The 25735-nt window shown below is 56.1% G+C and carries 21 protein-coding genes; 13 read left to right on the top strand and 8 right to left on the bottom strand.

Going from position 1 to position 25735, the window contains the following annotated elements; translation table 11 throughout:
- Positions 1-6 precede the first annotated feature (6 nt).
- The 3 genes from IEW06_RS13760 to IEW06_RS13750 all read left to right on the top strand — a co-directional run bounded on the left by IEW06_RS13760 (position 7) and on the right by IEW06_RS13750 (position 1989).
- Positions 7-723, top strand: a complete 717-nt coding sequence (locus IEW06_RS13760; protein WP_187733030.1) for a DUF4097 family beta strand repeat-containing protein — start codon at positions 7-9, stop codon at positions 721-723.
- A gap of 347 nt (positions 724-1070) precedes the next feature.
- Positions 1071-1391, top strand: a complete 321-nt coding sequence (locus IEW06_RS13755; protein ID WP_187733029.1) for a hypothetical protein — start codon at positions 1071-1073, stop codon at positions 1389-1391.
- A 262-nt stretch (positions 1392-1653) separates the two neighbouring features.
- On the top strand, positions 1654-1989 hold the full coding sequence (locus tag IEW06_RS13750) for a hypothetical protein (RefSeq protein WP_187733028.1): 336 nt from the start codon (positions 1654-1656) through the stop codon (positions 1987-1989).
- 74 nt (positions 1990-2063) lie between these two features.
- On the opposite strand, the gene IEW06_RS13745 is transcribed toward IEW06_RS13750, so the two are convergent.
- From IEW06_RS13745 to IEW06_RS13725, 5 genes are all read right to left on the bottom strand, one after another.
- Positions 2064-2423, bottom strand: a complete 360-nt coding sequence (locus IEW06_RS13745) for a hypothetical protein (protein WP_187733027.1) — start codon at positions 2421-2423, stop codon at positions 2064-2066.
- A 30-nt stretch (positions 2424-2453) separates the two neighbouring features.
- A complete protein-coding gene (gene uvsE / locus IEW06_RS13740; RefSeq protein WP_187733026.1) occupies positions 2454-3371 on the bottom strand; it encodes a UV DNA damage repair endonuclease UvsE in 918 nt (305 codons plus the stop codon).
- 76 nt (positions 3372-3447) lie between these two features.
- Positions 3448-4119 carry a carboxypeptidase-like regulatory domain-containing protein gene (locus IEW06_RS13735; protein ID WP_188548426.1) on the bottom strand — a complete coding sequence of 224 codons (672 nt, stop codon included), beginning with the start codon at positions 4117-4119 and terminating at the stop codon, positions 3448-3450.
- 120 nt (positions 4120-4239) lie between these two features.
- Positions 4240-4896, bottom strand: coding sequence for a hypothetical protein (locus IEW06_RS13730; protein WP_187733024.1), 657 nt, complete (start codon positions 4894-4896; stop codon positions 4240-4242).
- 159 nt (positions 4897-5055) lie between these two features.
- Positions 5056-6294: a metallophosphoesterase gene (locus tag IEW06_RS13725; protein WP_187733023.1), complete on the bottom strand. Its 1239-nt coding sequence runs from the start codon at positions 6292-6294 to the stop codon at positions 5056-5058.
- Between the two features lie 124 nt (positions 6295-6418).
- Between IEW06_RS13725 and radC the strand changes: the two genes are divergently transcribed.
- From radC to rny, 6 genes are all read left to right on the top strand, one after another.
- On the top strand, positions 6419-7162 hold the full coding sequence (gene radC / locus IEW06_RS13720) for a RadC family protein (protein WP_133273966.1): 744 nt from the start codon (positions 6419-6421) through the stop codon (positions 7160-7162).
- 211 nt (positions 7163-7373) lie between these two features.
- Positions 7374-7994, top strand: coding sequence for a DUF1684 domain-containing protein (locus IEW06_RS13715; protein ID WP_187733022.1), 621 nt, complete (start codon positions 7374-7376; stop codon positions 7992-7994).
- 194 nt (positions 7995-8188) lie between these two features.
- On the top strand, positions 8189-10609 hold the full coding sequence (gene pheT, locus IEW06_RS13710; protein WP_188548425.1) for a phenylalanine--tRNA ligase subunit beta: 2421 nt from the start codon (positions 8189-8191) through the stop codon (positions 10607-10609).
- A 135-nt stretch (positions 10610-10744) separates the two neighbouring features.
- A complete protein-coding gene (locus IEW06_RS13705; protein WP_133273963.1) occupies positions 10745-11041 on the top strand; it encodes a hypothetical protein in 297 nt (98 codons plus the stop codon).
- Positions 11042-11069: 28 nt separating this feature from the next.
- Positions 11070-11360 carry a cell division protein ZapA gene (locus tag IEW06_RS13700; protein ID WP_187733021.1) on the top strand — a complete coding sequence of 97 codons (291 nt, stop codon included), beginning with the start codon at positions 11070-11072 and terminating at the stop codon, positions 11358-11360.
- Between the two features lie 112 nt (positions 11361-11472).
- Positions 11473-13140 carry a ribonuclease Y gene (gene rny / locus IEW06_RS13695; RefSeq protein ID WP_187733020.1) on the top strand — a complete coding sequence of 556 codons (1668 nt, stop codon included), beginning with the start codon at positions 11473-11475 and terminating at the stop codon, positions 13138-13140.
- 103 nt (positions 13141-13243) lie between these two features.
- Here the strand turns inward: rny and IEW06_RS13690 are convergent, their stop codons facing one another.
- Positions 13244-14887 carry a RagB/SusD family nutrient uptake outer membrane protein gene (locus IEW06_RS13690; RefSeq protein WP_187733019.1) on the bottom strand — a complete coding sequence of 548 codons (1644 nt, stop codon included), beginning with the start codon at positions 14885-14887 and terminating at the stop codon, positions 13244-13246.
- Positions 14888-14940: 53 nt separating this feature from the next.
- Positions 14941-17907, bottom strand: coding sequence for a SusC/RagA family TonB-linked outer membrane protein (locus IEW06_RS13685; protein ID WP_187733018.1), 2967 nt, complete (start codon positions 17905-17907; stop codon positions 14941-14943).
- Between the two features lie 557 nt (positions 17908-18464).
- Here IEW06_RS13685 and IEW06_RS13680 point away from each other — a divergent pair.
- From IEW06_RS13680 to IEW06_RS13670, 3 genes are all read left to right on the top strand, one after another.
- Positions 18465-19877: an FAD binding domain-containing protein gene (locus tag IEW06_RS13680; RefSeq protein ID WP_187733017.1), complete on the top strand. Its 1413-nt coding sequence runs from the start codon at positions 18465-18467 to the stop codon at positions 19875-19877.
- Positions 19878-20017: 140 nt separating this feature from the next.
- Positions 20018-22327: a xanthine dehydrogenase molybdopterin binding subunit gene (locus tag IEW06_RS13675; RefSeq protein WP_188548424.1), complete on the top strand. Its 2310-nt coding sequence runs from the start codon at positions 20018-20020 to the stop codon at positions 22325-22327.
- On the top strand, positions 22290-23261 hold the full coding sequence (locus IEW06_RS13670) for an XdhC family protein (protein WP_187733016.1): 972 nt from the start codon (positions 22290-22292) through the stop codon (positions 23259-23261). The genes IEW06_RS13675 and IEW06_RS13670 overlap by 38 nt, the downstream gene beginning before the upstream one ends.
- Positions 23262-23453: 192 nt before the next feature.
- Here the strand turns inward: IEW06_RS13670 and pucL are convergent, their stop codons facing one another.
- The gene (pucL, locus tag IEW06_RS13665; protein WP_223284703.1) at positions 23454-24320 is read right to left on the bottom strand and encodes a factor-independent urate hydroxylase; all 867 of its coding nucleotides are present in this window, start codon (positions 24318-24320) and stop codon (positions 23454-23456) included.
- A 77-nt stretch (positions 24321-24397) separates the two neighbouring features.
- Here pucL and allB point away from each other — a divergent pair, with 77 nt between their 5' ends.
- On the top strand, positions 24398-25732 hold the full coding sequence (allB, locus tag IEW06_RS13660; protein WP_188548423.1) for an allantoinase AllB: 1335 nt from the start codon (positions 24398-24400) through the stop codon (positions 25730-25732).
- Positions 25733-25735: the final 3 nt, after the last annotated feature.

Below are 25735 nucleotides of genomic sequence, written 5' to 3'. Positions count from 1 at the left end.
TTTGTCATGAAACTATTCCTGCTACTTGGGGCCCTGAGTGCCCTGCTTTTGGGCACGAGCCCTGCCGAAGCCCAGAAAATAATCGAGAAAAAGGCCCCCCTGAGCTCGAAGCAGCGGCTGGTGCTGGATCTGCAACAGGCGTCCAGTATCCAAATTAAAGGCGGCAGCGGCAAGGAAGTAGCCGTGCGTGCCTCGGTTACCATCAACCAAAATAAGCTCAATGACGCTCTGTTGCTGACCCTGAACACGCAAGGCGACGAGGTGAGAGTTAAGTCGGCATTCGATAAAGAGATGCTGCGTAATAGCAAAGAAGCCGACTGCCCCGATGGTGAGGGTTACAGCACCTGGAACGACACGGGCGATAACGGCAAGGGCTCGTATCGCCTCTGCGCCCGCATCGACTACGTGATTGAGGTGCCCGCTGGCGCCACTGTTCAAGTGAATACCATTAGCGGCAACATTGAGGTAAAAGGCTTGAATGGCCCATTGGAAGCCAAATCTATCAGCGGCTTTGTGGATGTGAGCTGGCCGGCGGCAAAAGGCGCTGAGGTAGCTCTCAAAACCATCACGGGCGAGGTATACACCAATCAGGACATTGCGTTGAACGGTAATAAGAACAACTCGCCCGTGGGCTACCAGGTGCGCGGCACGCTGGGCAGCAGCGGCCCGGCTATTCGCCTCGAGTCCATCAGCGGCGACGTGTTCTTCCGCAAGCAGAACTAAGCCGCGACACACTGGCTACGTGTGGGTCTGGGGGGCAAATTGCCAAGCTGGTGAGCCCTGCGAGTCAGTAGCCAAAGAAGATTTGGGGTAAATAAAATGGGTGCTGATATTTAAAAATACCAACTGTTTTAAATTTATTTTTAAATCTTAAAATGGCCTTTGTGAACGTGTTATGATTTTATTGAATAGATAGAATGAGTATATTCTATTTCAATAAATACTAAGCTTTGTAACCTATTCGTTCTTGTTTTCGTTGAGGGCTTGCAATTATATTCTGACAGATATTGCTTGTGCATTTGCACTTACTCCTGACTCTCAAAAATCTCTTTTCAACTTAGTACTGTATTATGAAAAAGTCACTGATTTTAGTCGCTTTGTTGGTTGCCGGAATTTCTGCTGCTAACGCCCAGACTACCACAACTCAGAGCACGACTACTACGCAGCCAACGACGCCTACCACGACTCAGAGCACCACCACTCAGACGACTCCGGCCACTGACGCTACTATCAACACCACCACTACTGCTCCTACGCAAACTTCTACTACGGTAGAAACGCAGAGCACTACCACGCAGCCAGCCGTTGCCGCTCCTAAGGATGAGGCAGCTGACGTGAAAGTGAAGAACAAAAAGAAAAAGTCTAAAATGAAGTCTGATCCAAAAGACTAAGCTTTTTAACCTGATTTCGATCTAATAAATAAAGCCTGCTTTACGTACGTAAAGCAGGCTTTATTTATTTTTACTTTCCTATAATTCAGAGCAGATTTAATCTCTATTTATGTATTGATTTTGACTATTTCTATAAGATTAGAAAGCCAAAATTATATACACCGTTAAAAGTAAAAGCGGTCGTCACAGTTCAGATTACGTACTTATTGTGGTGTGTCGCATACTCGTAATGAAGTTATCCTGATTTGATCCTCTGAATAATATGAAAACGAAATTCCTTTTTGCTGCTTTGCTGTTAAGCGCATCGGCGTATGCCCAAACAGTGCCCGCGCCAGCTACGCCTCCTGCCTCTACTACTGCGCCCCCGCAACCAGCCACGCCAGCTCCCATCAACCCCGCCAAAACGCCCCAGAATACGGAGCGCGGCACCATCGACCAGGGTGCGCAGGCCGCGGCGGCTACTCAGGAGCGCGTGCGCAAACGGCAGACGGTGATGGATGGGCAAGCTTCGCCGGGCATAGAAACCACCACTGACCGCCGTACCAAACGGATGAACAATAAGAAGCGCCCAACCCGCGAATTGCCGCCCACGCGCTAACCCTTGGTTGAGATTTACAAAAAAGCCCCCCAGATAATACCTGGGGGGCTTTTTTGCGAATGTTGATTGCTTATTTATTCCTTAAGCTTGGCGCTGTGTTGCAGCAGTAAGTCGCCGAGGGCGCGAAGGGCGGCTTGTGAATCGGGAGTGGCATGGGCGGCGGCCTGAAGCGTCTGCGTGCCCAGCATATCCAACGAGTCGCCAACGGCAGCACCATCAATTCCATCGGTGTCGCTGAGCAATTCTTGCAGGTTACCCAGCTCGCGGTCAATGTTTTGCAGCTCCGGAATACCGCTCTGCTGTAGGGTTTCCTGCCAAGTGTCAATGTTGGTGTGAGCTGTGCTCAACGGCAGAGAAGTAAGGCCGCCGTGCAGGGCGTGTACAGTGGCGGCCAGCAGCTCAGCACCAGATTGGGGGGCATTTTTTTCGGACATGAGAAGAGGAATGAATGACGTATGGTAAGCCTAAACGGAAGCGCTGAGCGGAAGTGGCGCCGCCAAGCCCAACTCGCGCAGAATGGCCACGGCGCGCAGGGCGCTGGCTTCTTTGTCTTTGATTTCAAGCATCATATCTACGTCGAGGCCGTTGAGGTGCGTGACAAACTCGCGGAACCGCTCTTCTACCAACGACGAAGTGTGCTTGCCCTTGCGCTCACCAAGCTGCTGCGAGCTGTAATCCATCATCAGCACGCCGTCGTGGGTGGGGTGCCAGGTGCCGGCGGCCAGGCGCAGCGCTTCCTGCATAGGCTCGTCGTGGTTGAGGCACTCGTGGTGGAAGTTGTCGAACAGAATGGGAATGCCCACGGCCTCATGCACCCGCAGGCAGTCGCGCAGACTAAACAGGCGGTCATCGTTTTCGATAACCAAGCGCACCTGCACTGCTTCTGGAAGCGTGCGGTACGTGGCAATAAAGCGCTCAATGGCCACGTCGCGGTCGCCGTAGAGGCCGCCCACGTGAATTTGCAGCTTGGCGGTGCTGTCCAGGCCCATCAGATCCAGCATCGAGCCCTGATACACCAGCTCGGCAATGCTGCGCTCCACAATGCCCGGATCGGGCGAGTTTAGCACCACAAACTGATCGGGGTGGAAGGAGATGCGCATCTGCTCGGCCTTGATATAATCGCCGATGGCACGGAACTGGGGGGCAAATTCGGTCTGCCACGGAAACGTGTTCACGGCGTGGGAGCCAAAAGGCACGATGCCGGACCCGATTCGGAAGAAAAGCAAGCCATGCTGGACGTTGAATTCCAGTATGCGCTGCAAACAAGCTAGGTTGTTGGTAACAGTGGTTACCACGCGCTCATCGGTGTAGGAAGCCAGCCGAAAGGTGGTGGCAGCGCTACAGTCAAGCGTTTCGTTTACACAGGGATACCCAATTTTCATAGCCTAGGCTTACGCAGGTTGCGCGCCGGCTGTTGTGGGAAGCGCCTAGTGGCCAGTACTTATGAGCTACAAATTGCTACTCGTACCCCCGGTTATCCTTGAAATTGCGATTGTACCGCTCCCGATCGCGGCGGGCCTGCTCCATTTTCTTCTTCAGCGCTTCCTGCTGTTGCAGCTCCTCCAGCTTGCGCCGCGCCTTGCCCTCCCGCGACAGCGCGTCGTAGAGCAGACTAGCCGGGTTTTCAAGGGAGGCAACCGGCGCTTTGGGGGCCGTCGAGTCGACGGGGAACAGCGGCTTGGGCGCTGGGGGGCGTTTTACGGCGTTGGCGGGCGGCGTGGGGCGGCGCACGTTGCGCAGGGCCTTTTTTATCTGAGCATCGGCCGGGCGACCTTCCTGCACCCGCACTTCGCCCAGCTGAATGCTGGCACGGTCGAGCTTTACCTGCACAATAAGCTGCGAAAGTCCCGAGCGGCCCAGCGCCATTCGCTTGGTTGCGAAGCCCAGCGAAATGAACTCCAGCGTGTCGGTATACGCCACGTCGATGCGGAAGTCGCCGTCGTTGTTGGCTACTACGCCGGTTTTATTGCCCTTGATGCGTACCGTGGTGCCGGGTATGGGCTTGCCATCGGCGGCGTTGGTAATGGTGCCCGATACGCGCAGCTGAGCCGAGGCCGACAAGGCCGCCAACAGGCCCACAACCAGCAGCAGCGCGGCTTTATTCCAGAATCCGGTGAATAAACGAGACAATAAACCCATCAACGATACTAACGCAACCAAACTGCAAGGTAGCCAACTACTGAGTCAAAAAAAGCCCGCACCGTTGCAGGTGCGGGCTTCCATTAACCAGAAAATGAACAGAGGGGTTTCTTATTCCTCTTTCATCTTGGTTTCGCCGTCGTCGTCCACTTTCAATTTGGAGTCGTTGGCCTTCATCTTCATCTCGCCATCCGACTCCGCTTTCATTTTGGAGCCATCGGCGGCCTTTATTTTCATCTCGCCATCCGATTCGGTTTTCACCTTGGTGCCGTCGGCATACTTGGTTTTCGTGTCGCCGTCGGCCTCTACCTTGGTTACGCCCTGATCAACATCTGAAGCTGAAGCTACGGGTGCTTCATCCACGTACATTTCCTCAGCGTAATTCATGCGGTTGGCCACATACGCATCGTACTGAGCCGGGTCGGAAAAAACGGTTTTGAACTGCGTATCGGTTTCGGTATTAATAGTTTGCATAGCCGCGTACATGCCCGTAGTGTCGGTGGCGTACTGCGCTTCCAGTTCCGCGAGGCGGCGCGAGCGTTCGAAGTAGATATCCTCGGCGCGGGCCACCACGGTCGTATCCGTGATTTTCAGATCGGTGGCCATACGAGTGGCAATGCGGTTAGCGCGGGTACGCGACGCGGCCGGCGTCGTGACGGTCTGCGTGGTCGTCGTAGTGGTGGTGGTCGTTTCAGCCGCTTTTTCCTGCGAGCAGGATGCCAATGCCAGCGCACCGGCGCAGGAGAATAATAAGAGGGTCTTTTTCATGATAAGATTTAAGTAGGGAGGGAGTAGCAGTCCGAAGATCAGACCACGGCCGCTATACGGTTCAGGTTGTTTGTAGTTTTATAATTGAATTATTATATATAAAAAAGCCCCCCAACGCTGGCGTTGGGGGGCTTTTTTATATATAAGTAATATGGCTGCTTAAGCCCGGCGCAGCTCAAACACGGTTATTTCGGGCAGGAAGCCCACCCGGCCCGGATAGCCGATGAAGCCCAGGCCCGTATTCACATACAGGTACTGCTGGCCCTTGTTATACAGTCCAGACCACTGCTTATACACGTACTGCACGGGGCTCCACTTGAAGAAGGGCAGGTTTACGCCAAACTGCATGCCGTGGGTGTGGCCCGAGAGCGTCAGGTCAATGTCGGGGTAGTTGAGCACCTCGCCTTCCCAGTGCGAAGGGTCGTGGGAAAGCAGGATTTTGAACGGCGCGTCGCCGCTGGCGGCGTGGGCTTTAGGCAGGTCGCCGTACTTAGGAAAGCGCATTTGGGCCCCCCAGTTCTGCACGCCGAGCACGGCTATTTTGTCGCCGTCGCGCTCTATCATGTGGCTTTCATCCATAAGCAGGCGCCACCCGATTTTGGCGTGGTTCTGGGCCAGGCGGGCCAGGTTTTCGCGCTTGGCTTCGGGGCTGGGCCACTCCACGTAGTCACCGTAGTCGTGGTTGCCGAAAACGGAGAACTTAGGCAGCTTGGACTGAATCTGGGCCAGCGTATCAATGTGATTTTCTACCTCGGTAGCCACGTTATTTACTAAGTCGCCGGTCATAAAAATGAGGTCGGCGCCCTGCTTATTAATCATGCGGACGGCTCGTTCCAGTGGCTCGCTCGACTGAAAACTGCCCGTGTGCAGATCCGAAATCTGAAGCACTTTAAAGCCATCAAATGACGCCGGCAGGTTGGGAAAGCGCAGCGTTACGCGCTTCACCTGATAGTCGGTGGCGCCCCGAAACATGCCCCAGATAAAGGCCACAAATGGAATGCCGGCCACCACCAGCGCCAAGCCACTCAAAAACTGACTTCGTGTAATGGGCGTGCCCGTAGCGGCCGTGTCGCGCTGCGTAAACTGCCGCACCGCCCAGCGTCCCACCCGAATCAGGTCTTCGGGTAGCAAAAACAGCATTACCACTATTTTGGCTAGTAACAAGCCCAGCAGGAAGCTGGAAACATAGGTTTTGTAGGGCGCGGGGCCGCTGTGGCGGGTGGTAATGGCCCAGATAGCCAAGCCCCAGGACAGCGCCGTGACGATCCAATAAATAGCTCCGGCGATTCGGCGTCCGCTGATGGAGCTGGCCGGAATTAGGGTTTTTATAGCTTGGTAGCCGTACCATTCGGCTAAAATGAGCAATAGGATGAAGGGGAAACTCAGAATTCGTGACATGCAGGTGGAAAAGATGGATTCCGGCGGCTTTGGTTTAGTTATTGGAGCTACCGGGTAAGAATAGGATAGACGGCTGAATACAAATTTTACCTTATGTGCCAGCCCTCAGCAACAATAGTGCAGTATGAAATCAGTTGACAACCTGGCGGAAGAGGCCGCTGCCCCCGTGCGTTACGTAGCCCCCACTTCTTTCGGTATTAAAAGCTGGGCCGAGGAAGACCGCCCCCGCGAAAAGCTTCTGCAAAAAGGCCGCTCAGCTCTCTCCGACGCGGAGTTGATGGGAATTCTGCTCGGCTCGGGCACTGCCAAGCTCTCCGCTGTAGACGTAGCCAAGCTGATTCTGAACGCAGTAGAAAACGATTTGAATGAGTTGGCCAAATTGTCGGTGAAGGAGCTGATGCGCCACAAAGGTATCGGGGAAGCTAAGGCTATAACCATCGTGGCGGCCTTAGAGTTAGGTCGGCGCCGCAAGGAAACGGCCGCCGCGGCCCGCACCACCATCACCTGCTCGCGCGATATTTACCAGCTCATCCGGCCCAACCTCCAGGATTTGCCACACGAAGAATTCTGGGTCATTCTGCTCAATCGCGCCAACGTGGTCATGCGCAAGCAACCCATCAGCAGTGGGGGAGTGGCCGGCACCGTCGCCGACCCGAAGATGATTTTCAAGCACGCTCTGGAGCAGCTGGCCAGCTCCATTATCCTGGTGCACAACCACCCCAGCGGCAACCAGAAGCCCAGCGCCGCCGATATTGCCCTCACCCGCAAGCTCAAAGAAGCCGGCCAGTTCCTGGATCTCCCCATCCTCGACCACCTCATCTACACCGACCACGGCTACTACAGCTTCGCCGACGAAGGCGTGCTGTAAGTAGATTACTGTAGAGACACATATTTGTGTCTCCCGATTGAACGAGCGGTACCACACAATTTTGCTATATAAAACAACATCAGCAATGAGGAGACACAAGTATGTGCCTCTACACGTGCGATTAATATAAAAAGCTCCCCAGCGGCTCTGGGGGGCTTTTCTGCTGCAAACCTAGCAAGAGCCGCCGCGCCCCGGTATCTTTGCCGCTACCATGCGCCTCAATCCCAAGCTTTTTATCTTTCTCGGCCTGCTCCTCGTGCTCGGCTATTTCCTCCAGGACCTCGTGCTGAACGACGAGCAGTACGTGGCCCGCATTGAGAAGGCCCGCCACGCCAAAGACGATGAGTTTCGCCGCGTGCAGGGCTCGCCACTCTCCGCTGAGCAGCGCCAGCAGTTCGACAGCCTGAACTACTTCGCACCCAACAAAACCTACCGCCTCACGGCCCAGTTTGAGCCCTTTTCCGTGCGCGACACCATCGCCATGCGCCTCACCGATGGCAAGGCTGAAAAGTATATACGCTGGGGCCGCGCCTCCTTTGAGTGGCAAAAAGAAGCCCAGCGCCTCACCGTGTTCCGCAAAGCCAACGGCCCTGATACCACGCTCTTCATTCCCTTCACCGACAAAACCAACGGCTTCGACACCTACGGCGGCGGCCGCTACCTCGACGCCGAGCCCGTAGCCGAGGGCGACGATGAGATTGTGCTAGATTTCAACACGGCCTACAATCCCTTCTGCGCCTATAATGTATCGTTTGCCTGCCCCGTGCCGCCCGCCGAGAATATCCTGTCGGTATACATCAAGGCCGGGGAGAAGACGTTTCACAAGGATTAATGCTAGTAGAACGGAGTGGCACTCCGTTCTTGCGCGCTAGCGCAAAGCCGTCGGCACCGCGCCATGCCGTGCTACCGCCAGCTTGCCGCTTTGCGGCAGAGCGGAGTACCACTCCGTTTTACATTTTAGGCCGTTTTGCAAATTCATACCTTTGCCCGCCCCGCTGTTTTTGACGCTGACTACCTGTATTCTATATGAAAATCTCCCTCGACTGGCTCCGCACCCTCATTCCCACCGATAAATCGGCCACCGAGCTGTCTGCCCTGCTCACCGGCTCAGGCCTGGAAGTGGAAGGTGTGGAAGAGCTCGAAAGCATTCCCGGCGGCCTGCGTGGCGTGGTAATCGGTGAAGTATTAACCTGCGAAAAGCACCCCGACGCCGATAAGCTGAGCCTGACCACCGTAGCCGTGGGCGACGCCACCCCGCGCCAAATCGTGTGCGGAGCTTCGAATGTGGCTGCCGGCCAGAAAGTAGTGGTAGCGTTGGAAGGCGCCACCCTGCACCCGGCCCAGGGCGAGCCATTCAAAATCAAGAAATCCAAGATTCGCGGCGCGGCCTCCGAGGGCATGATTTGCGCTGAGGACGAAATCGGTATCGGCACTTCCCACGCCGGCATCATCGTGCTCGACACCGATCTTCCTAACGGTACTCCCGCCGCTGAGTATTTTGGCTTAGGCTCCGATGCTGTGCTGGAAATCGGCCTGACGCCCAACCGCGCCGACGCTGCCTCTCATTACGGCGTGGCCCGCGAGCTGCGTGCCCTCCTTCGCCAGCCCTGCCACTTGCCCGATGTAAGCGCATTTTTGCCCCCCACAACCGCCGCGCAGAATGTGCAAGTGCGGATTGAGGATGAAGATGCATGTCCGCGCTACGCTGGCTTGTTGCTCGAAAATGTGCAGGTCGGCCCGTCGCCGGAGTGGCTGCAGCGGCGCCTGCGCAGCATTGACTTGTCGCCGATTAATAACGTAGTGGACGTGACCAACTTCGTGCTGCACGAGCTAGGCCAGCCCCTGCACGCCTTCGACGCCGACCAGATTTCTGGGGGGCAAATTCGGGTGAAGCGCGCCGCTGAAGGCGAGAAGTTCACGACTCTGGACGGCACCGAGCGCACCCTGCGCGTCGAAGATCTGGTGATTGCCGGCGGGGGCGGGGAGCCGCTGGCTTTGGCTGGCGTGTTTGGGGGGCAAACTTCCGGCGTGAGCGCCGCCACCCAGCGCGTGTTTCTGGAAAGCGCCTACTTCGCGCCCGCCGTAGTGCGCCGCACCAGCCAAACCCACCAGCTGAAAACCGACGCCTCCTTCCGCTTCGAGCGCGGCACCGATCCGAATATGGTGCTTGTGGCCTTGCAGCGGGCCGCCCTGCTGCTTCAGGAAGTAGCTGGTGCACGTATTTCCGCGCCTGTTGTGGATGAATATCCGAAGCATGTGCTGCCTACCACCGTGCGCCTGCGCCTCTCGCGAGTGGAGCGCCTCGTAGGTCAGCACATCGCCACCGACCGAATCCGTCATATCCTGACTGACTTAGAAATTACCATTCAGGCCGAAAACGGCGACGACTGGTGGCTGATCGTGCCATCCTTCAAAGTGGATGTGACCCGCGAAGCCGATGTAATCGAGGAGATACTGCGCATACACGGCTACAACAACGTGGCCTTGCGTCCGCACAACTCGGCTTCCTTCCTGGCCAAATTCCCGAATCCTGACCCGGAGATTCTGCGCCAGAATACGGCCCGCCTGCTCAGCGGCCAGGGTTTCTCGGAAATCATTACTAACTCTATTACCAACGCCCGCTACTTCGAGGCCGAAGGCGAAACCAACGAGGCGCTGGTGCGCGTGCTGAACTACAACAGCGCCGACCTGAACGTGCTGCGCCCTACGGTGCTTCACAGCGCCCTGGAAGTAGTGCGCTACAACCTCAACCGCCGTCAGCGCGACCTGAAGCTGTATGAGTTCGGCAAAACCTACTTCCGCAAAGCCGACGGCCAGTACGAGGAGAGAAACAGCCTCATAATTCTGCTCACCGGCAATGCCACCGCCGAAACCTGGCAGCACAAAGCCGAAAAGGCCACCTTCCACCACCTGGCCGGTGCTGTGCAGCAAGTCCTGACGGCCCTGGGCCACGCCGCGCCCACTTCCCAACCCGTGCAGCACCCGTACCTGGCGGGCGGCCTCACGTTGCTGGCCCAAAACCAGCCAGTGGCGCACCTGGGGGGCATTTCTGCCGGGGTGCTGAAGCGCCTCGACGTGAATCAGCCCGTGTGGTACGCCGAGCTGGATTGGGATTGGCTGGTGAAGAAATACAAGAACGCCCTCGTGGCCCGCGAGCTGCCCAAGTTTCCCGAGGTGCGCCGCGACCTGTCGCTGGTAGTTGACAAGGCCGTGACCTTCGATCAGCTGCGCCAGATTGCCCAGCGGGCCGAGCGCAAGCTGCTGCACGGCGTGAACGTGTTCGACGTATACGAGGGCGACAAGCTGCCGGAAGGCAAGAAGTCGTACTCCGTCAGCTTCAACTTGCAGGACCCGACCCAAACGCTTACTGACCAAGCCATCGACGGCGTAATGCAGCGTTTGATTCAGCAGTTCGAAAAGCAGGCGGGTGCTGTAATCCGTCGCTAGTCAAAACGCCACAGTATGTTTGAGCTCGCACGGGTAGCCCAAAGTTTGGGGAACAGGTGAAATCCTGCCAAATTGCCTGAGCGAAGCAGAGAGCAAATCTACTGTGGCGCTTATTTATTAAAATAATTCTCTCGCATGGCCTCCTCTCAGCAGCTTGCTCAACTAGACCGCCTGGAGCGGCAGGTAACCACCTTAGTGGCTGCCTATCAGCAGTTGCGCGAGGAGCTGGCCGATGCTCAAACGACTATCCAGCAGCTCCACGCCGACGTACGCGACCGGGAACGGCAGCTCAAGGATTTCCAGAATCAGGAGAATATCGCTAAACTTGTCCATACCATAGCAGAAGAACCTGCCAACGCCAACGAGCTTAAACTGCGCCTAAACGAATATATCCGCGAGATTGATAAGTGCCTTGCCTATTTGAGGGAGTAATGACCATCGAACGTCCAGCCATTTGCTGATGAGTGACTTAGCCATTAAAATTCGTATTGCTGAACGGGACTACCCCATGCGCGTTAGCCCCTTGGAAGAGGAGCGTCTGCGCCTGGCTGGGCGTCAGCTCAACGAACGGATCAAGGAATTTCGCGAACAGTACGGCATTCAAGACAAGCAAGACTTGCTAGCCATGATTGCCCTATCCACCATGGCTGACGGCTTGAAAGTCAGCAAAGAAAAGGATGGCACTGATGCAGCTCTTACTGAGCGTCTTACGCGCTTAGATAAGCTGCTTTCGTCGCTGGTGCTCGGCTGAGCATCGGCGCAGTTTTATGACCGACCGGGCGGAGCAAATGCTCCGCTACTTGGAGACTGTTGGGCAGATTTTTTTGTTGTGGTTTATTAGTACCCCCTAAAAACCATAACTCATGCCCAACTACATAATCTATATTGTTCTGGCTGCCGTCGTTGCCCTTGTGGCCGGCGTTGTGCTAGGACGCCTGCTGGCCGGCAAGGCCAGGCAGGACCACGAAGCCCAGGCGCAGGCCCGCGCTCAGCAGCTTCTTCAGGAAGCAGAGGCGCAAGCCAACCGCACCCGCGATGAGCGCATTCAGCAGTCTAAGGATAAGTTTCGCCAGCTCAAGAATGAGTTTGAGCAGGAAAGCAAGCGCCAGAAGCAGTCTTTAGAGCAGGAGCTGACAGAGCGCCGCGCCACCGTACTTGAGCAGGAGCAGAGCATCAAGCGCCTCACCGAAACCACCCAGAAGCAGCTTGAGCAGCTCCAGCGCAAAGAGCAAGACTTAGAAACCCTCCGCGAAAAGCTTCAGACCGACGCCCAGCAGCAGCGCGAGCGCCTCGACAGCCAGGAAGAAAAACGCCGTGTAACGATCGAAACCCAGCAAGCCAAGCTCCAGCAGAAAGAGCACGACCTCGACGCCCGCATCCACGATGTACAGCACCAGCTCGAAACCATTGCCAACCTGTCGGCCGCCGAAGCTCGCGAGCAATTGGTAGAATCGTTGAAGAATGAAGCCCAGATTCAGGCTTCCTCTTATATCAAAGACGTGGTGGCCCAGGCCAAGCTGTCGGCTACCAAAGACGCCAAGAAAGTAGTGCTGGAAACCATTCAGCGCACAGCGGCTGAGCACGCTATCGAGAACTGCGTGTCGATTTTCAACATTGAGTCGGACGACGTTAAAGGCAAAATCATTGGCCGGGAAGGCCGCAACATTCGCGCCTTGGAAGCCGCTACCGGCGTGGAAATCATTGTGGATGATACGCCCGAAGCCATCATCATTTCCGGGTTTGACCCAGTGCGCCGCGAAGTAGCACGCTTGTCGTTGCACTTGCTGGTAAAAGACGGTCGTATTCACCCCGCCCGCATCGAGGAAATTGTAGCCAAAACGCGCAAGAACATCGACGAGGAAATTGTGGAAATCGGCGAGCGGACTATCATCGACCTCGGTATTCACGGCTTGCACCCCGAGCTGATCAAGATGGTGGGCCGCATGCGTTTCCGGTCATCTTACGGCCAAAACCTACTCCAGCACTCCCGCGAAGTAGCCAACCTCTGCGCCACTATGGCCGCCGAGCTGGGCCTGAACGTGAAGCATGCAAAGCGTGCCGGCCTTCTGCACGACATTGGTAAAGTAAGCACCGAGGAGCCTGAGCTGCCCCACGCCATCCTGGGCATGGAGCTGGCCAAGAAGTATAAGGAGCACCCCGACGTCATCAACGCCATCGGTGCCCACCACGACGAGATTGAAATGACGGCCATGGTCTCGCCCCTGGTGCAGGCCTGCGACGCCATCAGCGGCTCCCGTCCCGGTGCCCGCCGCGAGATGATGGAAAGCTACATCAAGCGCCTCAAGCAGCTGGAAGAAACGGCCGTGGGCTTCGATGGTGTACTTCAGTGTTACGCCATTCAGGCCGGCCGCGAGCTGCGCGTCATGGTGAACGCAGACAACGTAACCGACGACCGGGCCCAGGAGCTGAGCTACGAAATTTCCCAGAAGATCGAGAAGGAGATGCAGTATCCCGGCCAGATTAAAATCACGGTGATTCGGGAGATGCGCGCGGTGGCGTACGCCAAGTAAGACTTCCTTTTTAGAGTAAAAAAGCCCCCCAGCACGACTGCTGGGGGGCTTTTTTTAGTGAGAAGCTCCTGAATAAAAGCGGCCAGAGCGGCTGCCAAAAAGATTACCGGTAGCTCGGATTCTGCGTGAATTCCTCTTTGTTCAGAATAGCATCCAGCTGGCGCTGTGGAATGGGGCGCACCGTATGGTAGGCCTGAATGCTGGCACCTGCCTCCGGGTTGTTGGCCTTTACCCGCTCCACCAGCTTGTTTGTGCGCTTGAGGTCGAACCAGCGGACTTGCTCACCGGCCAGCTCGCGGGCCCGCTCATCCAGAATAAAGTCCAGGCTTAGGTTAGAGGCAGTAATGCGCATGTCGGCGGCTTTGCCGGGCAATGCGGCCCGCTCCCGCACGGTGTTGATGAGGGTGGTGGCCTGTGCCGTGTTGCCCAGCTTAAACTGCGCTTCAGCGGCCATCAGATACACATCGGCCAGCCGAATAACGTAGGCGTCGCGGGCGCTCTGCTCCTCCTGAATAGTAGGGCGAGTGGGGTCCTCAAACTTACGCAGGCACACGTACTGCAAACGGTTTTTGGCGGTGCCGTTGGCGTTATAAATCGTATTTACGTCGTAGGTCACGTACTTTTTTGACGTTTGTACTGAGGCAGGAATTGCCTTTTTGGTGGCCAGAATGGCGGTGTCGCCCACGGCAAAGCGACCGGCAACGGCCGTGTTGGCCAGCCACACTGTACGGAAGGAAGCCGCATAGCGCGAGTCCTTGGTTTCGTCGAACAGGTTCAGCAAAAACTTGGTCGGCATGAAGCGGTTAAAGGGCCGGCCGTTGGCCACGTCGCGGACCATACCGGGCTGGTCGTCGTACTTCATCAGCCACATCAAGTGCCCGTTGTTGCCGCCTCGCGAGTGTCCGTCAGGATAGAGAGTGTTGTCTACGCGGTCGTTCAGGGTCAGTTCCTTGGTGTAGTTCACGGCCCATACTATTTCGCGGTTTTCCAGGTTGGTCATCGACCACAAGTCGGCGTAGCGAGGTAGCAAGGTGAAGTTGTAGCCCGAAATTACCTTCTGCGCCAGCGTGGCCGCCTGTTGGTTGTCGCCCCGCGTCAGATAGATTTTGGCCAGGAATGCTTCGGCGGCTGGCTTGGTTACGCGGCCATAATCGGTAGTCGTGTTCGGCAGGTTAGCCACGGCTACAGTCAGATCCTCGACAATCTGCTTGTAAAAGGTATCAACCGGCGTGCGGTTGGAAGTGGTTTGCACCCCCGACGTTTCGGTGGTGGTGAAGTGCACGCCGCCCCAGGTTTCTACAATGTGCCAGTAATAAAAGGCCCGCAGGAAGCGCAGCTCACCCTCCCGAACCGTTTTCTGCGCGTCCGTCATCCCCGAATTTCCCACCCGCGAAATACCGGCATTGCAGAGGTTGACGGCTGTGTAAAGCTTGCCCCAGAGACTTTCCACTGCCCGCGAGCTAGATTGCAGCGTGGTGTATTCCGTCAGGTCGGGGTTCACGTCGCCAGCGCCGCGGAGCCAAAGGTCAGTACCCATTTCCGACATACTGATGCCGTCTTCCTTGCCATACCACCAGCGCGTGTAGGAATACGCCGCATTTACCAAGCTCTCAAAACCAGCCGGCGTGGTATACACGGCATCGGCGGTCAGGCCGGAGGGGTTGTATTCCTCCAATTGCTTTTCGCACGAGGTCAAAAAGGCCAGCGCGCAAGCCGCAACGCCTAAAGTTATCTTTGATAATTTCATCTTCTTCGTCAAATACTGGTTGAAAACACAGGCAATGGCTACAAAAAAGCCCCCTAGAAGCCTAGGTTGATGCCCGCTGATACCACGCGCGGAATGGGAGTAGTGATTGCACCACCACGTTCAGGGTCGTAGTTATCAATCTCACTGAGTGTCACCAGGTTCTTACCCTGCACGTACACGCGGGCCGAGCTGATAGCCACTTTTTCCAGCCAGGAGGCTGGCAGATTATAGCCGAGCGTCACGCCGCGTAGCTTCACAAATGAGCCGTCGCGGTAGCCGAGCGTCGTGCCAAAAAGGCCATTTCGCAGAGTGCTCTTCGAAAGGGCCGCGTCGGGGCGCGGGTAGTCGTTGGAGGGATTTTCAGGGGTCCAGTAGTTCTGACGTGAGCTATTCTCAATGCCTTGGGGGTCAAAAACCTCCGCGTACTCATAGTTGATCATCTGCCCGATGCGCGCAAATACCTGGAATGAAAGGTCGAAGCCCTTGTAGCTCAGGTCGCTGCTGAGGCTGCCGCTCCACTTTGGTACAGCCGAGCCTAGCACGCGCCGGTCGTTGGCCGCTGTGATGCGCCCGTCGCCATCCAGGTCTTTCACCTTGATCTGTCCGGGCTTCTGGCCGAATGCTTTCGCCGCATCTGCTTCATCCGTTTGCCAGATGCCTATTTTTTCATAGTCGTAGAACACCCGCACCGGCGAGCCGATAAACAAACCGTTGGTGATGTCGTTGGTGCCGGTGCCCAACTCCAGAATCTCTTCTTTGTTCTTAAACCACGTCAGGCCTACGTTCCAGGTGAAATCTTCCCGCTCCACAACGCGCGCATTCAAACCTACTTCTACGCCCCGGTTGCGGGTCTGGCCAATGTTCTGGGTGATAAACGACACGCCCGAGGAAAGCGGAAGAAAGCGGTTCAGCAGCAGGTCGCTCGTCTTGGTGTCGTACACGTCCACGGAGCCCGTCACGCGGTTATCGAGGAAGCCAAAATCGAGGCCGACGTTCTTGGTCAGCGAAATTTCCCAGCCCAGCTCGGGGTTGCCGATGCGGTTAGCAAAGGTGTAGCCGGCGGCAGCGGTTTCGCCAAAGGCATACGGAATGCGCGACAGCAGGCTCTGCGAAGAGTAAGCAGGCACGTCGTAGTTGCCGGCCCGGCCGTAGCTGGCGCGCAGCTTCAAATCCGTTACCGACGTCAGGTCTTTCATGAAATCCTCGTCGATGATGCGCCAAGCCACGGCGGCCGAAGGAAAGAACGAGCCCTTGTTGCCCCGCGCCAGCTTCGACGACAAGTCTTCGCGGCCCGTCAGCGTCAGCAAATATTTGCCTTTGAAGCCGTACTGCACACGGCCCGTGAACGAGATCAGCTTGCTGTCGGTGTAGCCGCTATTGATACCAACCTGCTGATTCGCATTGGCCAAAGCAAAGAACTCCTGATACGCCAGCAGCTGGTTGCGGCCCTGAGCGTTGGAGTTCTCGGTATTGAACGTTAGCAGGGAGGTAACACCGGTGGCCGTCAGTGAGTGGTTGCCGAAGGTCTTGTTGTAGTTAAGGATGTTCTCCCAGCTCCAGTTCGTGTCAAACTGCGTTCCGTACGACGACTGCGAAACTTGGCCGTTGCGGTCGAGGGTGTACTGGCCCTGGTAAATGCCCGTGCGGCCGTTGGAAAGCGTCAGGCCAAGGTTGGAGCGCAGGTTCAGGCTCGGCAGAATCTGATAGCTGATGTAGGCCGTGGAGAAAGTACGGGTAGTGCGGGTGTTGTTGGTGTAGTTGTCTGGCAGCTCATCTACCAATGGGTTGATAAAGGCTTGGTTGTTAGGATAGTTAACAATGTTGCCATCCGCATCATAGGGCGTACCCAGGGGGTTAATCTTATTCGCCTGGTTGGTTGGGTCGCGCCGGGTATTCTGGTTGTAATAAGTCAGCTGATTTTGCAGGCCGATGCTTACCTTATCATTCAGTGCCTGATCAAGGTTAGCCCGAAAAGAATAGCGGTTGAGGTCATCTTTACGGAACAGCCCCTGCTCGTTATAATAATCGCCCGACAGGTAGAACTTGGTTTTCTCAGAGCCGCCCGATAAGCCAATCTGATGCTCTTGCTGCACGCCATCGCGGAACAGCAAATCGGCCCAGTTGGTAGAGGTGCCGTTGGCAATGGCTTCCAACTCAGCAGCGGTGAAGATCTTCGGGTCGTCGGCCACGGTAGCCCACCGGCCGCTGGTGCGGTTGGCTTCCCGCTTCTGGGCCACAAACTCGGCCGCGTTGTTTACCTCCGGATAATATACCCGGTCGGTGATACCGTAGTAGGAGTTGAGCGTGACGCGCGTTTTGCCCGCCGCACCTTTCTTGGTGCTCACGATAATAACGCCATTTGCCCCCCGGGCGCCGTAGATGGCCGTGGAGGCCGCATCCTTGAGTACCTCCATGGAGGCAATGTCGTTGGGGTTGATGTCCTGAATGGAGTTGTACTGCACGCCATCCACCACAAACAGCGGCCCGTTGCTGGCATTGATAGAGCGGTTGCCACGCACCGTGATATTCACGGGTGCACCTGCTTGACCTCCGGCGCTGACGATATCCACGCCCGGCAGCCGACCCTGCAACGACTCCATGACGTTGGCCACCGGTACTTTTTTCAGGTCGGCCTCTTTCACCGAAACAATAGCGCCCGTTACGTCGCTCTTCTTCACCTGTCCGTAGCCAATTACTACTACCTCATCAAGCGCCTTACGATCGGGGGCAAGTCTGATTTTGAGGTCAGTTTGCGAGCCTAGGGTAATCGTTTGCGTTAAGTAGCCGATTGAGCTCACCGTCAGGCTGGCTTCGCTGCCATCGGGCACGCTCAGCAAAAAACGCCCATCCGGGTCAGTTGAAGCGCCAACAGTAGTGTTTTTGACCAGTACCGTCACGCCCGGTAGTCCTTCGCCGGTGACAGCGTCCAGCACCTGTCCCGTTACCGAACGGGATTGTTGGGCCCAAGCCGGCATTCCCGCGCAAAGCAAGATTGCTGGTAAGAGTAGTTTTTGCTTCATGTAGTGTGGAAATATTGAAAGAGAAGGAGTTACCAGGCCTCAGGCCCACGTTGGTGGTGTATGCAAAGCGCCGAGTGAATGCGCGACAGAAACCATAAGTAGCTTCTGCAGAATGTCGCTTTTACCTGAGCCTTTGACTAGATCAGCTGATGGCTCACGCAACAAGATCTAGCGTCGTGTAAGCGCCAGAAAACCTCCTTTTGGAGGTTATTGTGGTATAATGTTAAATATTCTCACCCCCTTTGATTTGACTGGGGGGCTTTTTTTTTATGCAATCGTTATCGGGAACGTTGCCGGCTGACTACCCCTGTTCGCTTCTTCGCGGAATAGCTTGGTTTCTATTCGTTTAGGCCGGAACGAAAAGTCTGGCCACTGATGGAGCCGGCTTCTACCGAGCCTGTGGCTCTATCAGCAGAAAGTTGGCAGCCATGTTGGCGGTTGCGCCACCGTTTGTAGTGGCCAGCTTCTGTGCTGGAGCCATGTTTTCTCTGGTCAGCAGCGTACTGTTATCTCGCTCAAATCAAGTAACTTCCGCAACCACCTCAAATGCTTTTCCCTTGCTGAAGTTTATTCTCAACAATCAAGAAGTAGCCACGGACTTGCCGGCGGGCACGGTGCTGCTGGACTTTGTGCGCTATCATCAGCACCTACCGGGCACCAAAATCGGGTGCCGGGAGGGCGACTGCGGCGCGTGCACGGTACTGGTAGGCGAGCTTGCGGATACTCAGGTGCGCTACCGATCCTATACTTCCTGCCTTACACCGCTGGGCAACGTGCAGGGCAAGCACGTGGTGACGGTGGAGGGAATAAATATGGAGCAGCTAAACCCGATTCAGCAGGCCATGGTAGACGAATCGGCGACCCAATGCGGGTTTTGTACGCCGGGCTTCGTGGTGTCGCTGGCGGGCTTCTGCCTGAGCGGGCAAAAGCCAACCACCCAGAACGCCATAGCCGCCGTGGATGGCAACATCTGCCGGTGCACAGGCTACAAATCCATTGAGCGGGCGGCCGCCAAAGTCGCACAATTGTTGGCAGCAAGCGAAGGGGAGGAGCCAGCGGTATTCGTGGCCCGGCACCAGATTCTACCCGAGTATTTCACCTCCATCAAAAGCCGGCTGCGGGCGCTGGCGGCAGATAGCGCACCCAATGGGCACGTTCTGAGCGGGGCATTACAGTTTGTAGGTGGTGGCACCGATCTGTACGTGCAGAAGCATGATCAGATGAAAGAACTGGCTGCTCGCTTTCTCCTCAATCAAGCTGATTTGAAGGGTATTGTTCGGCAGGAAAACCGCTGCGTAATTGGCGGCGCAGCTACCGTGAGCGACTTGGCTGAGTCGGGTGTTATGCAGGAGTATTTTCCTGACTTTCGCCAATTTCTGCGGCTGGTGTCGTCTACGCCGATTCGCAATATGGCCACCGTGGCGGGCAACTTCGTCAACGCTTCGCCCATTGGCGACCTGACGATTATGTTTCTGGCCCTGAACGCGCAGCTGGTGCTCAGCGACGGGCACACGGCGCGCGAAATACCCTTGCGCCAGTTTTATAAAGGCTATAAATTACTGGAAAAAGCCCCCCAGGAGAATATTACGGCCATCTGGTTTGAATTGCCTGCCGCGGCTACTCGCTTCAACTTCGAGAAAGTCAGCAAGCGGACGCACCTGGATATTGCCAGCGTGAACTCGGCCTGCTGCCTTACAATTCAGGACGGCTTTATCGTGACGGCCGCAGTTTCGGCTGGCGGCGTAGGGCCAATTCCCATGCTTCTACGCAAGGCGTCGGAGTTTGTAGCAGGCAAAGAGGTGTCAGAAGAACTCATTCAGAAAGCGCTGGAAATAGCGCAGACTGAAATAGCCCCCATCAGCGACGCGCGTGGTACCGAAACGTACAAGCGGCTTCTCCTAAACCAGTTGATAAAAGCTCATTTCCTGGCGCTATTCCCGCAGCTGAATCCATCAGAGTTGGTACAGTAACTTCTATACGCTCATGATTTAGAACGTCATGCAGAGCGCAGCGCAGCATCTCGCTCACGCATTTAGATTAGTAATCCTGCTAAACACGCGAGATGCTGCGCTGCGCTCTGCATGACACTATTTAAACCCAGAATACCACGATGAAAAATATAGATTCCGGTAACCACACGAAGGGGCAGTCGGTCTACCTGGATGATATTCCGTTGGTGGCCGGAACGCTATTTGGGGCCGTGTTTAGTTCGCCTATTGCGCATGGGCATATCGAGCAACTCTACCTCTCAGAGGCCGCGCAGGAGCCCGGCATAGTGCGCATTTTTACCCACCAGGATATCACCGGCGAAAACCAGATTGGCGGCATCATCCCCGATGAGCCATTGCTAGCGGAGCACGAGGTAGATTTCTGCGGAATGCCGATTGCCTTTGTTGTGGCGACGTCGGATGAAGCAGCGCGGGCAGCGGTGAAGAAAATAAAAGTTGATATAAAGCCGCTTCCTGTAATTACCGACCCGCGCGTGGCGCACGCCCAAGACCAGCTGATTGTGCCCGCGCGCACCTTCCGCCTGGGCGATACCACGCGGGCCTGGGAACAGTGCGAGTATGTATTTGAGGGCACCACAGACACCAACGGGCAGGAGCATCTGTATATCGAAACGCAGTGCGCCTATGCCATTCCGCAGGAAAACGGCGAGCTGAAGATCTATTCTTCGACCCAAAGTCCCACGGCTGGGCAGCGCACGGCGGCGCGGGTGCTGGGCGTGCCCATGCACCAGCTGGAGGTAGATGTGATTCGGCTGGGGGGCGGATTTGGGGGCAAAGAAGATCAAGCGAATGCCTGGGTAGCCCTGTGCGCGCTGGCGGCGCATCATCTGCGCCGGCCAGTAAAATATGTACTGCACCGGCTGGAAGATATGGCCATGACTGGCAAGCGCCACCCGTACTCCTCCGACTTCAAAATTGGGCTGGATAAAGACCTCAAAATCATTGCCTACGAGGCAGACTTCTACCAGAATGCCGGGGCCGCCGCCGACCTGTCGCCGGCCATTATGGAGCGGACGCTGTTTCACACCACCAGCACTTATTTCATTCCCAATGTGCGGGCCACGGCATTTAGCTGCCGCACACATTTGCCCCCCAACACGGCCTTTCGGGGCTTCGGCGGTCCGCAAGCCAAGTTTGTGATGGAAGCTGCCATTGCAACGGCTGCCGAGAAGCTTGGCGTAGAGGCCTGCGTAATTCAAAAAAAGAACCTGAACCAGACCGGCGACGAGTTTCCGTTTGGGCAAAAAGCCGTGAGTGAGGCGCGTGCCTGCTGGCATAAGGCGGAAGAATTGTACGACGTAGCAAAGCTGCGGCAGGAGGTTGAAGCGTTTAACACGGCCAATATTCTTTACAAAAAAGGCCTGGCGCTGATGCCGGTTTGCTTTGGTATCTCGTTCACCAACACGTCCATGAATCAGGCGCGGGCGCTGGTGCACGTGTACTATGACGGCAGCGTGCGAGTGAGCACCGGCGCCGTGGAAATGGGCCAGGGCGTGAACACCAAAATGCTGCAAGTAGCAGCCCAAACCCTTTCTGTCAGTCCGGCCAAGGTGCGAGTGCAAACCACTAGCACCAACCGTATTGCCAACACATCGCCTTCCGCCGCCAGCGCCACCGCCGACCTGAATGGCAAGGCCGTGCAGCTGGCTTGTCAGGCCATTGTGCAGCGCCTCAAAGAGGTAGCGGCCCAGGTGCTGCAAGCGTCCGAAGCGGCCATTGAGCTGAGGGATGAACAGGTGCTGCTCAACGGCCAGGAAACGGACCTTGACTGGAAAAAGCTGGTGACGGCCGCTTTTCTGAAGCGCGTGAGCTTATCGGAGCACTCCCACTATGCCACGCCGGATGTGTACTTCGATAAAACCACCGAAAAGGGCCACCCTTTCGCGTATCACGTCTACGGCACGGCCATCACCACCGTCACCGTGGATTGTCTGCGTGGCACCTATCAGGTAGACGCGGTGCGGGTGGTGCACGACTTTGGGCTCAGCATGAACCCCGCCGTAGACCGTGGGCAGATTGAGGGCGGCATTGTACAAGGCATAGGTTGGATGACGCTGGAAGAATTGCTGTATGACACGGCCGGCCGCTTGCGCTCCAATACGCTCTCCACCTACAAAATCCCCGACATCTATTCGGTACCGAAGGAAATTGCCATTGAGCCTTTGCAAACCGAGCAGGACAACCTTGCTATCTTCCGCTCCAAGGCCGTGGGCGAGCCGCCATTTATGTACGGCATTGGTACTTATTTCGCTTTGCGCAACGCTATCAAAGCCTTCAACCCAACTTCTCCTATCGCCTTTGATGCCCCGATGACACCGGAGAAAGTGTTGCTTGGGTTGTATCCGCAGGCGGCCACAGGTACCCAACAAGTGCATGAGCAGCAGAACCTTCGCCACGTGGCAGCTTCTTAGCGAGAGTCTGGGCCGGGGCGTTCCGGCCATGTTGCTGTATGTGGTGCAAAGCCAGGGCAGTAGTCCGGGCCGGCAGGGCTTTGCTATGAGCGTGGACGCGCACGGTGATATGCAGGGCTCCATCGGCGGCGGTATCATGGAGCACAAGCTGGTGCAGCTGGCCCGTGAGCGCCTCGCTCAGCCGTCGCCCGGCAGCTCCCTGCACCGCCAGATTCACAACAAAAAAGCTCCCCAGAACCAGAGCGGCATGATTTGCTCCGGCGAGCAAACCGTGTTGTTCTACCCCGTGCGGCCAACGGATGCGCCGGCCATACAGCAGCTGCTCTTAGCTTTGCAGCAGGAGCAATCCTGTACGCTCATATTGTCGCCGGGGGGCATTTTCTTCGAGGCCAGCAAGTTGCCGATCCAGGATTATCTGTTTCGGCAGGAGGCAGAAGCCGAGTGGCTTTATCAGGAAAAAATCGGGCATAAGAATCAGCTGCACCTAATCGGCGGCGGGCACTGCGCCCTGGCCTTATCGCGCTTAGTGCAGTCGCTGGATTTTCGGGTGCAGCTCTACGAAGACCGGCCGCAGCTCAACACCTTCTTAGCGAACAATTACGTCCACGAAAAAACCATCGTCGCCAGCTACGCCGACTTAAATGAGCTTATTTCCGAAGGCGAAAATCAGTACGTCATCATCATGACCGTAGGCTACCGCACCGACGATATTGCTGTGCGGGCGCTGCTGGGCAAGAAGCTCCGCTTCTTAGGCTTGTTAGGCAGTCAGAAAAAGATTGAAAAGATGCTCACCGACTATCAGGCGGAGGGCTTTTCGCAAAAGCAATTGCAGCAGCTTCACGCCCCGGTTGGTTTGCCCATCAATAGCCAAACGCCCGAAGAAATAGCCATCAGCATCGCCGCACAATTGATTTCGGTGAAGAATGCGAAGTAATCAATATTGCCCAGACCGTCATGCACAGCGGCAGCGAAGCATCTCGCGTGCTGACGTTGCAGTGTATAAAGGTGCTCATGCTGAGCTGGTCGAAGCATCTCTCCCGCTTCGTTGCTACGGCATTGATTACTAACCAGTAGATATGCTTCGACCAGCTCAGCATGACGGTCTGGGGGGCTTTTTTATAGCTAATTACTCCCGAACTACCGTGCCGGTTATGTAGCCGAATGGCTCGTCGGTGGCGATGAAAATCTCGTTGTTATTGTCCATTCCAAACTGCTCCAGGTTGAAAGGAATATAGTGTTTATTGGGCATAATGAGGCTGATTCCCTTCACCGTCTCATTCTCCAGCAGAATTTGCTCCCCAATAGCGTAAAGTGTTTGCTGCACCGACTGACTTTTGTGCCCGGCAAAAGTGCGCAGCAGGGTCGTGCGGATTTTCTGATAGGTGGCTTCGAAATCTAAATCGGTGCGCGTGTAGGGCCAGGTGGCTTCACACTTGGTGGCCAGAATGCGGTCGGTAGTTTCTTTCAGAACGGTGTATTCGTCTTTGATGTATTTCTCGAAAGCTGAATCAGTGGTTTTCAGTAGCAGCAAATCCTGAAGGCCGGCGGAAACCTGTGCGCCCTGGGCAGTTTGGGTGATGATGGCGCGGCGCTTTTCGGTGCTGCCGCCGGTGAAGGCGTGCGTGTGCGCCGTTCCATCAAAAGACATGCGCTGCCAGCCGTGCTCCACCAACTCGATTTTTACTTTGCTTATCTGCGGATTTCGACTGAAAAAGAAGTTGGCCAAATGAAGGCCGAAATCTTCAATAGTAGACGTGAAATGCTCTTTGGCCAACGCATACACGGTGTTTTTCTGCGTATCGGTGGGGAGAATCCGTGAGTTGTCGCCGAGCGTGTGGGCTGTTTCGAAGTCGCCTTCCAGCGCTACACTCACCGAAATCTGGCGAAACTCGTGGTGGTCGGCGTGGCGGATAATCTTGGATAGATTTATCGCGTTTTTGCCGTAGGCATTGATTCCTAGTTTGATACCCATCGTCGTTGGCTGGTTGCGCATGGAAAGATTTCCAATCTAGAAAATTATCCTGCTAGATTGAAGGACCAATCCTGTCCTTCGCCCATTCTGCCCTTTGTATGCTGGATGCAGCTATAAAAAGTAAAAACGTAGTGACTCCGCAGGGCGTGCGGGAGGCGGTAGTATTGCTGCAAAATGGCCGCATAGTGGATGTGGTGCCGATGAATACCGCCCTCGGCTGCCCGATTCACGACATACAGGAAAAGGCGCTGCTGCCGGGCCTGATCGATCCGCACGTACACATCAACGAGCCCGGCCGCACGGAGTGGGAGGGCTTCGACACCGCTACCCGCGCTGCTCTGGCCGGCGGCCTGACCACGTTAGTCGACATGCCGCTAAACTCCTCTCCGGTCACGACTTCGGTAGCAAACCTGGCGCTGAAAGTAGCGGCTGCCAAAAGTCAGCTGCATACCAATTGCGGGTTTTGGGGAGGCATTGTGCCAGGCAATACCAACGAAATAGAAGGGCTGATTGCTCACGGCGTATTGGGTTTTAAAGCATTCCTGACCCATTCCGGCATCGATGATTTTCCCAACGCTACGGAGCACGACCTGCGGCAAGCGATGCCCATTCTGGCGCGCTACGGCCTGCCGCTGCTGGTGCACTGCGAGCTAACCACCGAAAACGACGCGTGGAAAGCCGGGGATAAACGCTCGTACCAGAATTACCTCGCCTCGCGCCCCAAACAGTGGGAAGACGAAGCCGTGGCCCTGATGATTCGGCTGTGCGAGGAGTATAATTGCCCTACGCACATCGTGCACCTGTCGTCGGCCAGCTCTATTGCACCCCTTGCGGCGGCCAAAGCGAAAGGCTCGCCGCTGACCGTGGAAACCGGGCAGCACTATCTGTTTTTCAGCGCCGAGGATATCAAAGACGGCCAGACGCAGTTTAAATGCGCGCCACCCATTCGGGAGCAGGCCAACAACGAAGAGCTCTGGGGGGCTTTACAAGATGGCATTATCGACTTTGTAGCCACCGACCACTCACCTGCCCCGCCTGATTTGAAGCAACTGGAAAGCGGTGATTTCACGACGGCCTGGGGCGGTATTGCCTCCTTGCAGTTGGCCTTGCCCGTGCTCTGGACGGCTGCCCAAAAACGCGGCGCCAGCTTGCCCGACCTCGCTCGGTGGCTGAGCACCAACCCCGCCAGGCTAATCGGGCAGCAAGGTCGCAAAGGCCAGATTGCAAAAGGCTTCGATGCTGACTTGCTGGTTCTGGCACCTGAGCAGACCTTCACCGTAACGGCCGAGATGCTGCACCATCGGCACAACGTGTCGCCCTACATCGGGCAGGAGCTGCAAGGCGTTATTGAGCAGACATTTCTGAAGGGGCAGCTTGTGTACGATCGTCCTAATTTTACTCACCTCCATCAGGGTGAAATCATTACGCGCTAGCTG

This window comes from Hymenobacter qilianensis (assembly GCF_014638675.1).
GTDB classification, from domain to species: Bacteria; Bacteroidota; Bacteroidia; order Cytophagales; family Hymenobacteraceae; genus Hymenobacter; species Hymenobacter qilianensis.
Note: the sequence above shows the minus strand (reverse complement) of the source record. Positions and strands in the feature narration are given on the sequence as shown.

Coding starts and splice junctions, on each gene's coding strand:
- IEW06_RS13760 (WP_187733030.1), top strand. CDS start 7: ATGAAACTATTCCTGCTACTTGGGGCCCTGAGTGCCCTGCTTTTGGGC.
- IEW06_RS13755 (WP_187733029.1), top strand. CDS start 1,071: ATGAAAAAGTCACTGATTTTAGTCGCTTTGTTGGTTGCCGGAATTTCT.
- IEW06_RS13750 (WP_187733028.1), top strand. CDS start 1,654: ATGAAAACGAAATTCCTTTTTGCTGCTTTGCTGTTAAGCGCATCGGCG.
- IEW06_RS13745 (WP_187733027.1), bottom strand. CDS start 2,423: ATGTCCGAAAAAAATGCCCCCCAATCTGGTGCTGAGCTGCTGGCCGCC.
- uvsE (WP_187733026.1), bottom strand. CDS start 3,371: ATGAAAATTGGGTATCCCTGTGTAAACGAAACGCTTGACTGTAGCGCT.
- IEW06_RS13730 (WP_187733024.1), bottom strand. CDS start 4,896: ATGAAAAAGACCCTCTTATTATTCTCCTGCGCCGGTGCGCTGGCATTG.
- IEW06_RS13725 (WP_187733023.1), bottom strand. CDS start 6,294: ATGTCACGAATTCTGAGTTTCCCCTTCATCCTATTGCTCATTTTAGCC.
- radC (WP_133273966.1), top strand. CDS start 6,419: ATGAAATCAGTTGACAACCTGGCGGAAGAGGCCGCTGCCCCCGTGCGT.
- IEW06_RS13715 (WP_187733022.1), top strand. CDS start 7,374: ATGCGCCTCAATCCCAAGCTTTTTATCTTTCTCGGCCTGCTCCTCGTG.
- pheT (WP_188548425.1), top strand. CDS start 8,189: ATGAAAATCTCCCTCGACTGGCTCCGCACCCTCATTCCCACCGATAAA.
- IEW06_RS13705 (WP_133273963.1), top strand. CDS start 10,745: ATGGCCTCCTCTCAGCAGCTTGCTCAACTAGACCGCCTGGAGCGGCAG.
- IEW06_RS13700 (WP_187733021.1), top strand. CDS start 11,070: ATGAGTGACTTAGCCATTAAAATTCGTATTGCTGAACGGGACTACCCC.
- rny (WP_187733020.1), top strand. CDS start 11,473: ATGCCCAACTACATAATCTATATTGTTCTGGCTGCCGTCGTTGCCCTT.
- IEW06_RS13690 (WP_187733019.1), bottom strand. CDS start 14,887: ATGAAATTATCAAAGATAACTTTAGGCGTTGCGGCTTGCGCGCTGGCC.
- IEW06_RS13685 (WP_187733018.1), bottom strand. CDS start 17,907: ATGAAGCAAAAACTACTCTTACCAGCAATCTTGCTTTGCGCGGGAATG.
- IEW06_RS13675 (WP_188548424.1), top strand. CDS start 20,018: ATGAAAAATATAGATTCCGGTAACCACACGAAGGGGCAGTCGGTCTAC.
- IEW06_RS13670 (WP_187733016.1), top strand. CDS start 22,290: ATGAGCAGCAGAACCTTCGCCACGTGGCAGCTTCTTAGCGAGAGTCTG.
- pucL (WP_223284703.1), bottom strand. CDS start 24,320: ATGCGCAACCAGCCAACGACGATGGGTATCAAACTAGGAATCAATGCC.
- allB (WP_188548423.1), top strand. CDS start 24,398: ATGCTGGATGCAGCTATAAAAAGTAAAAACGTAGTGACTCCGCAGGGC.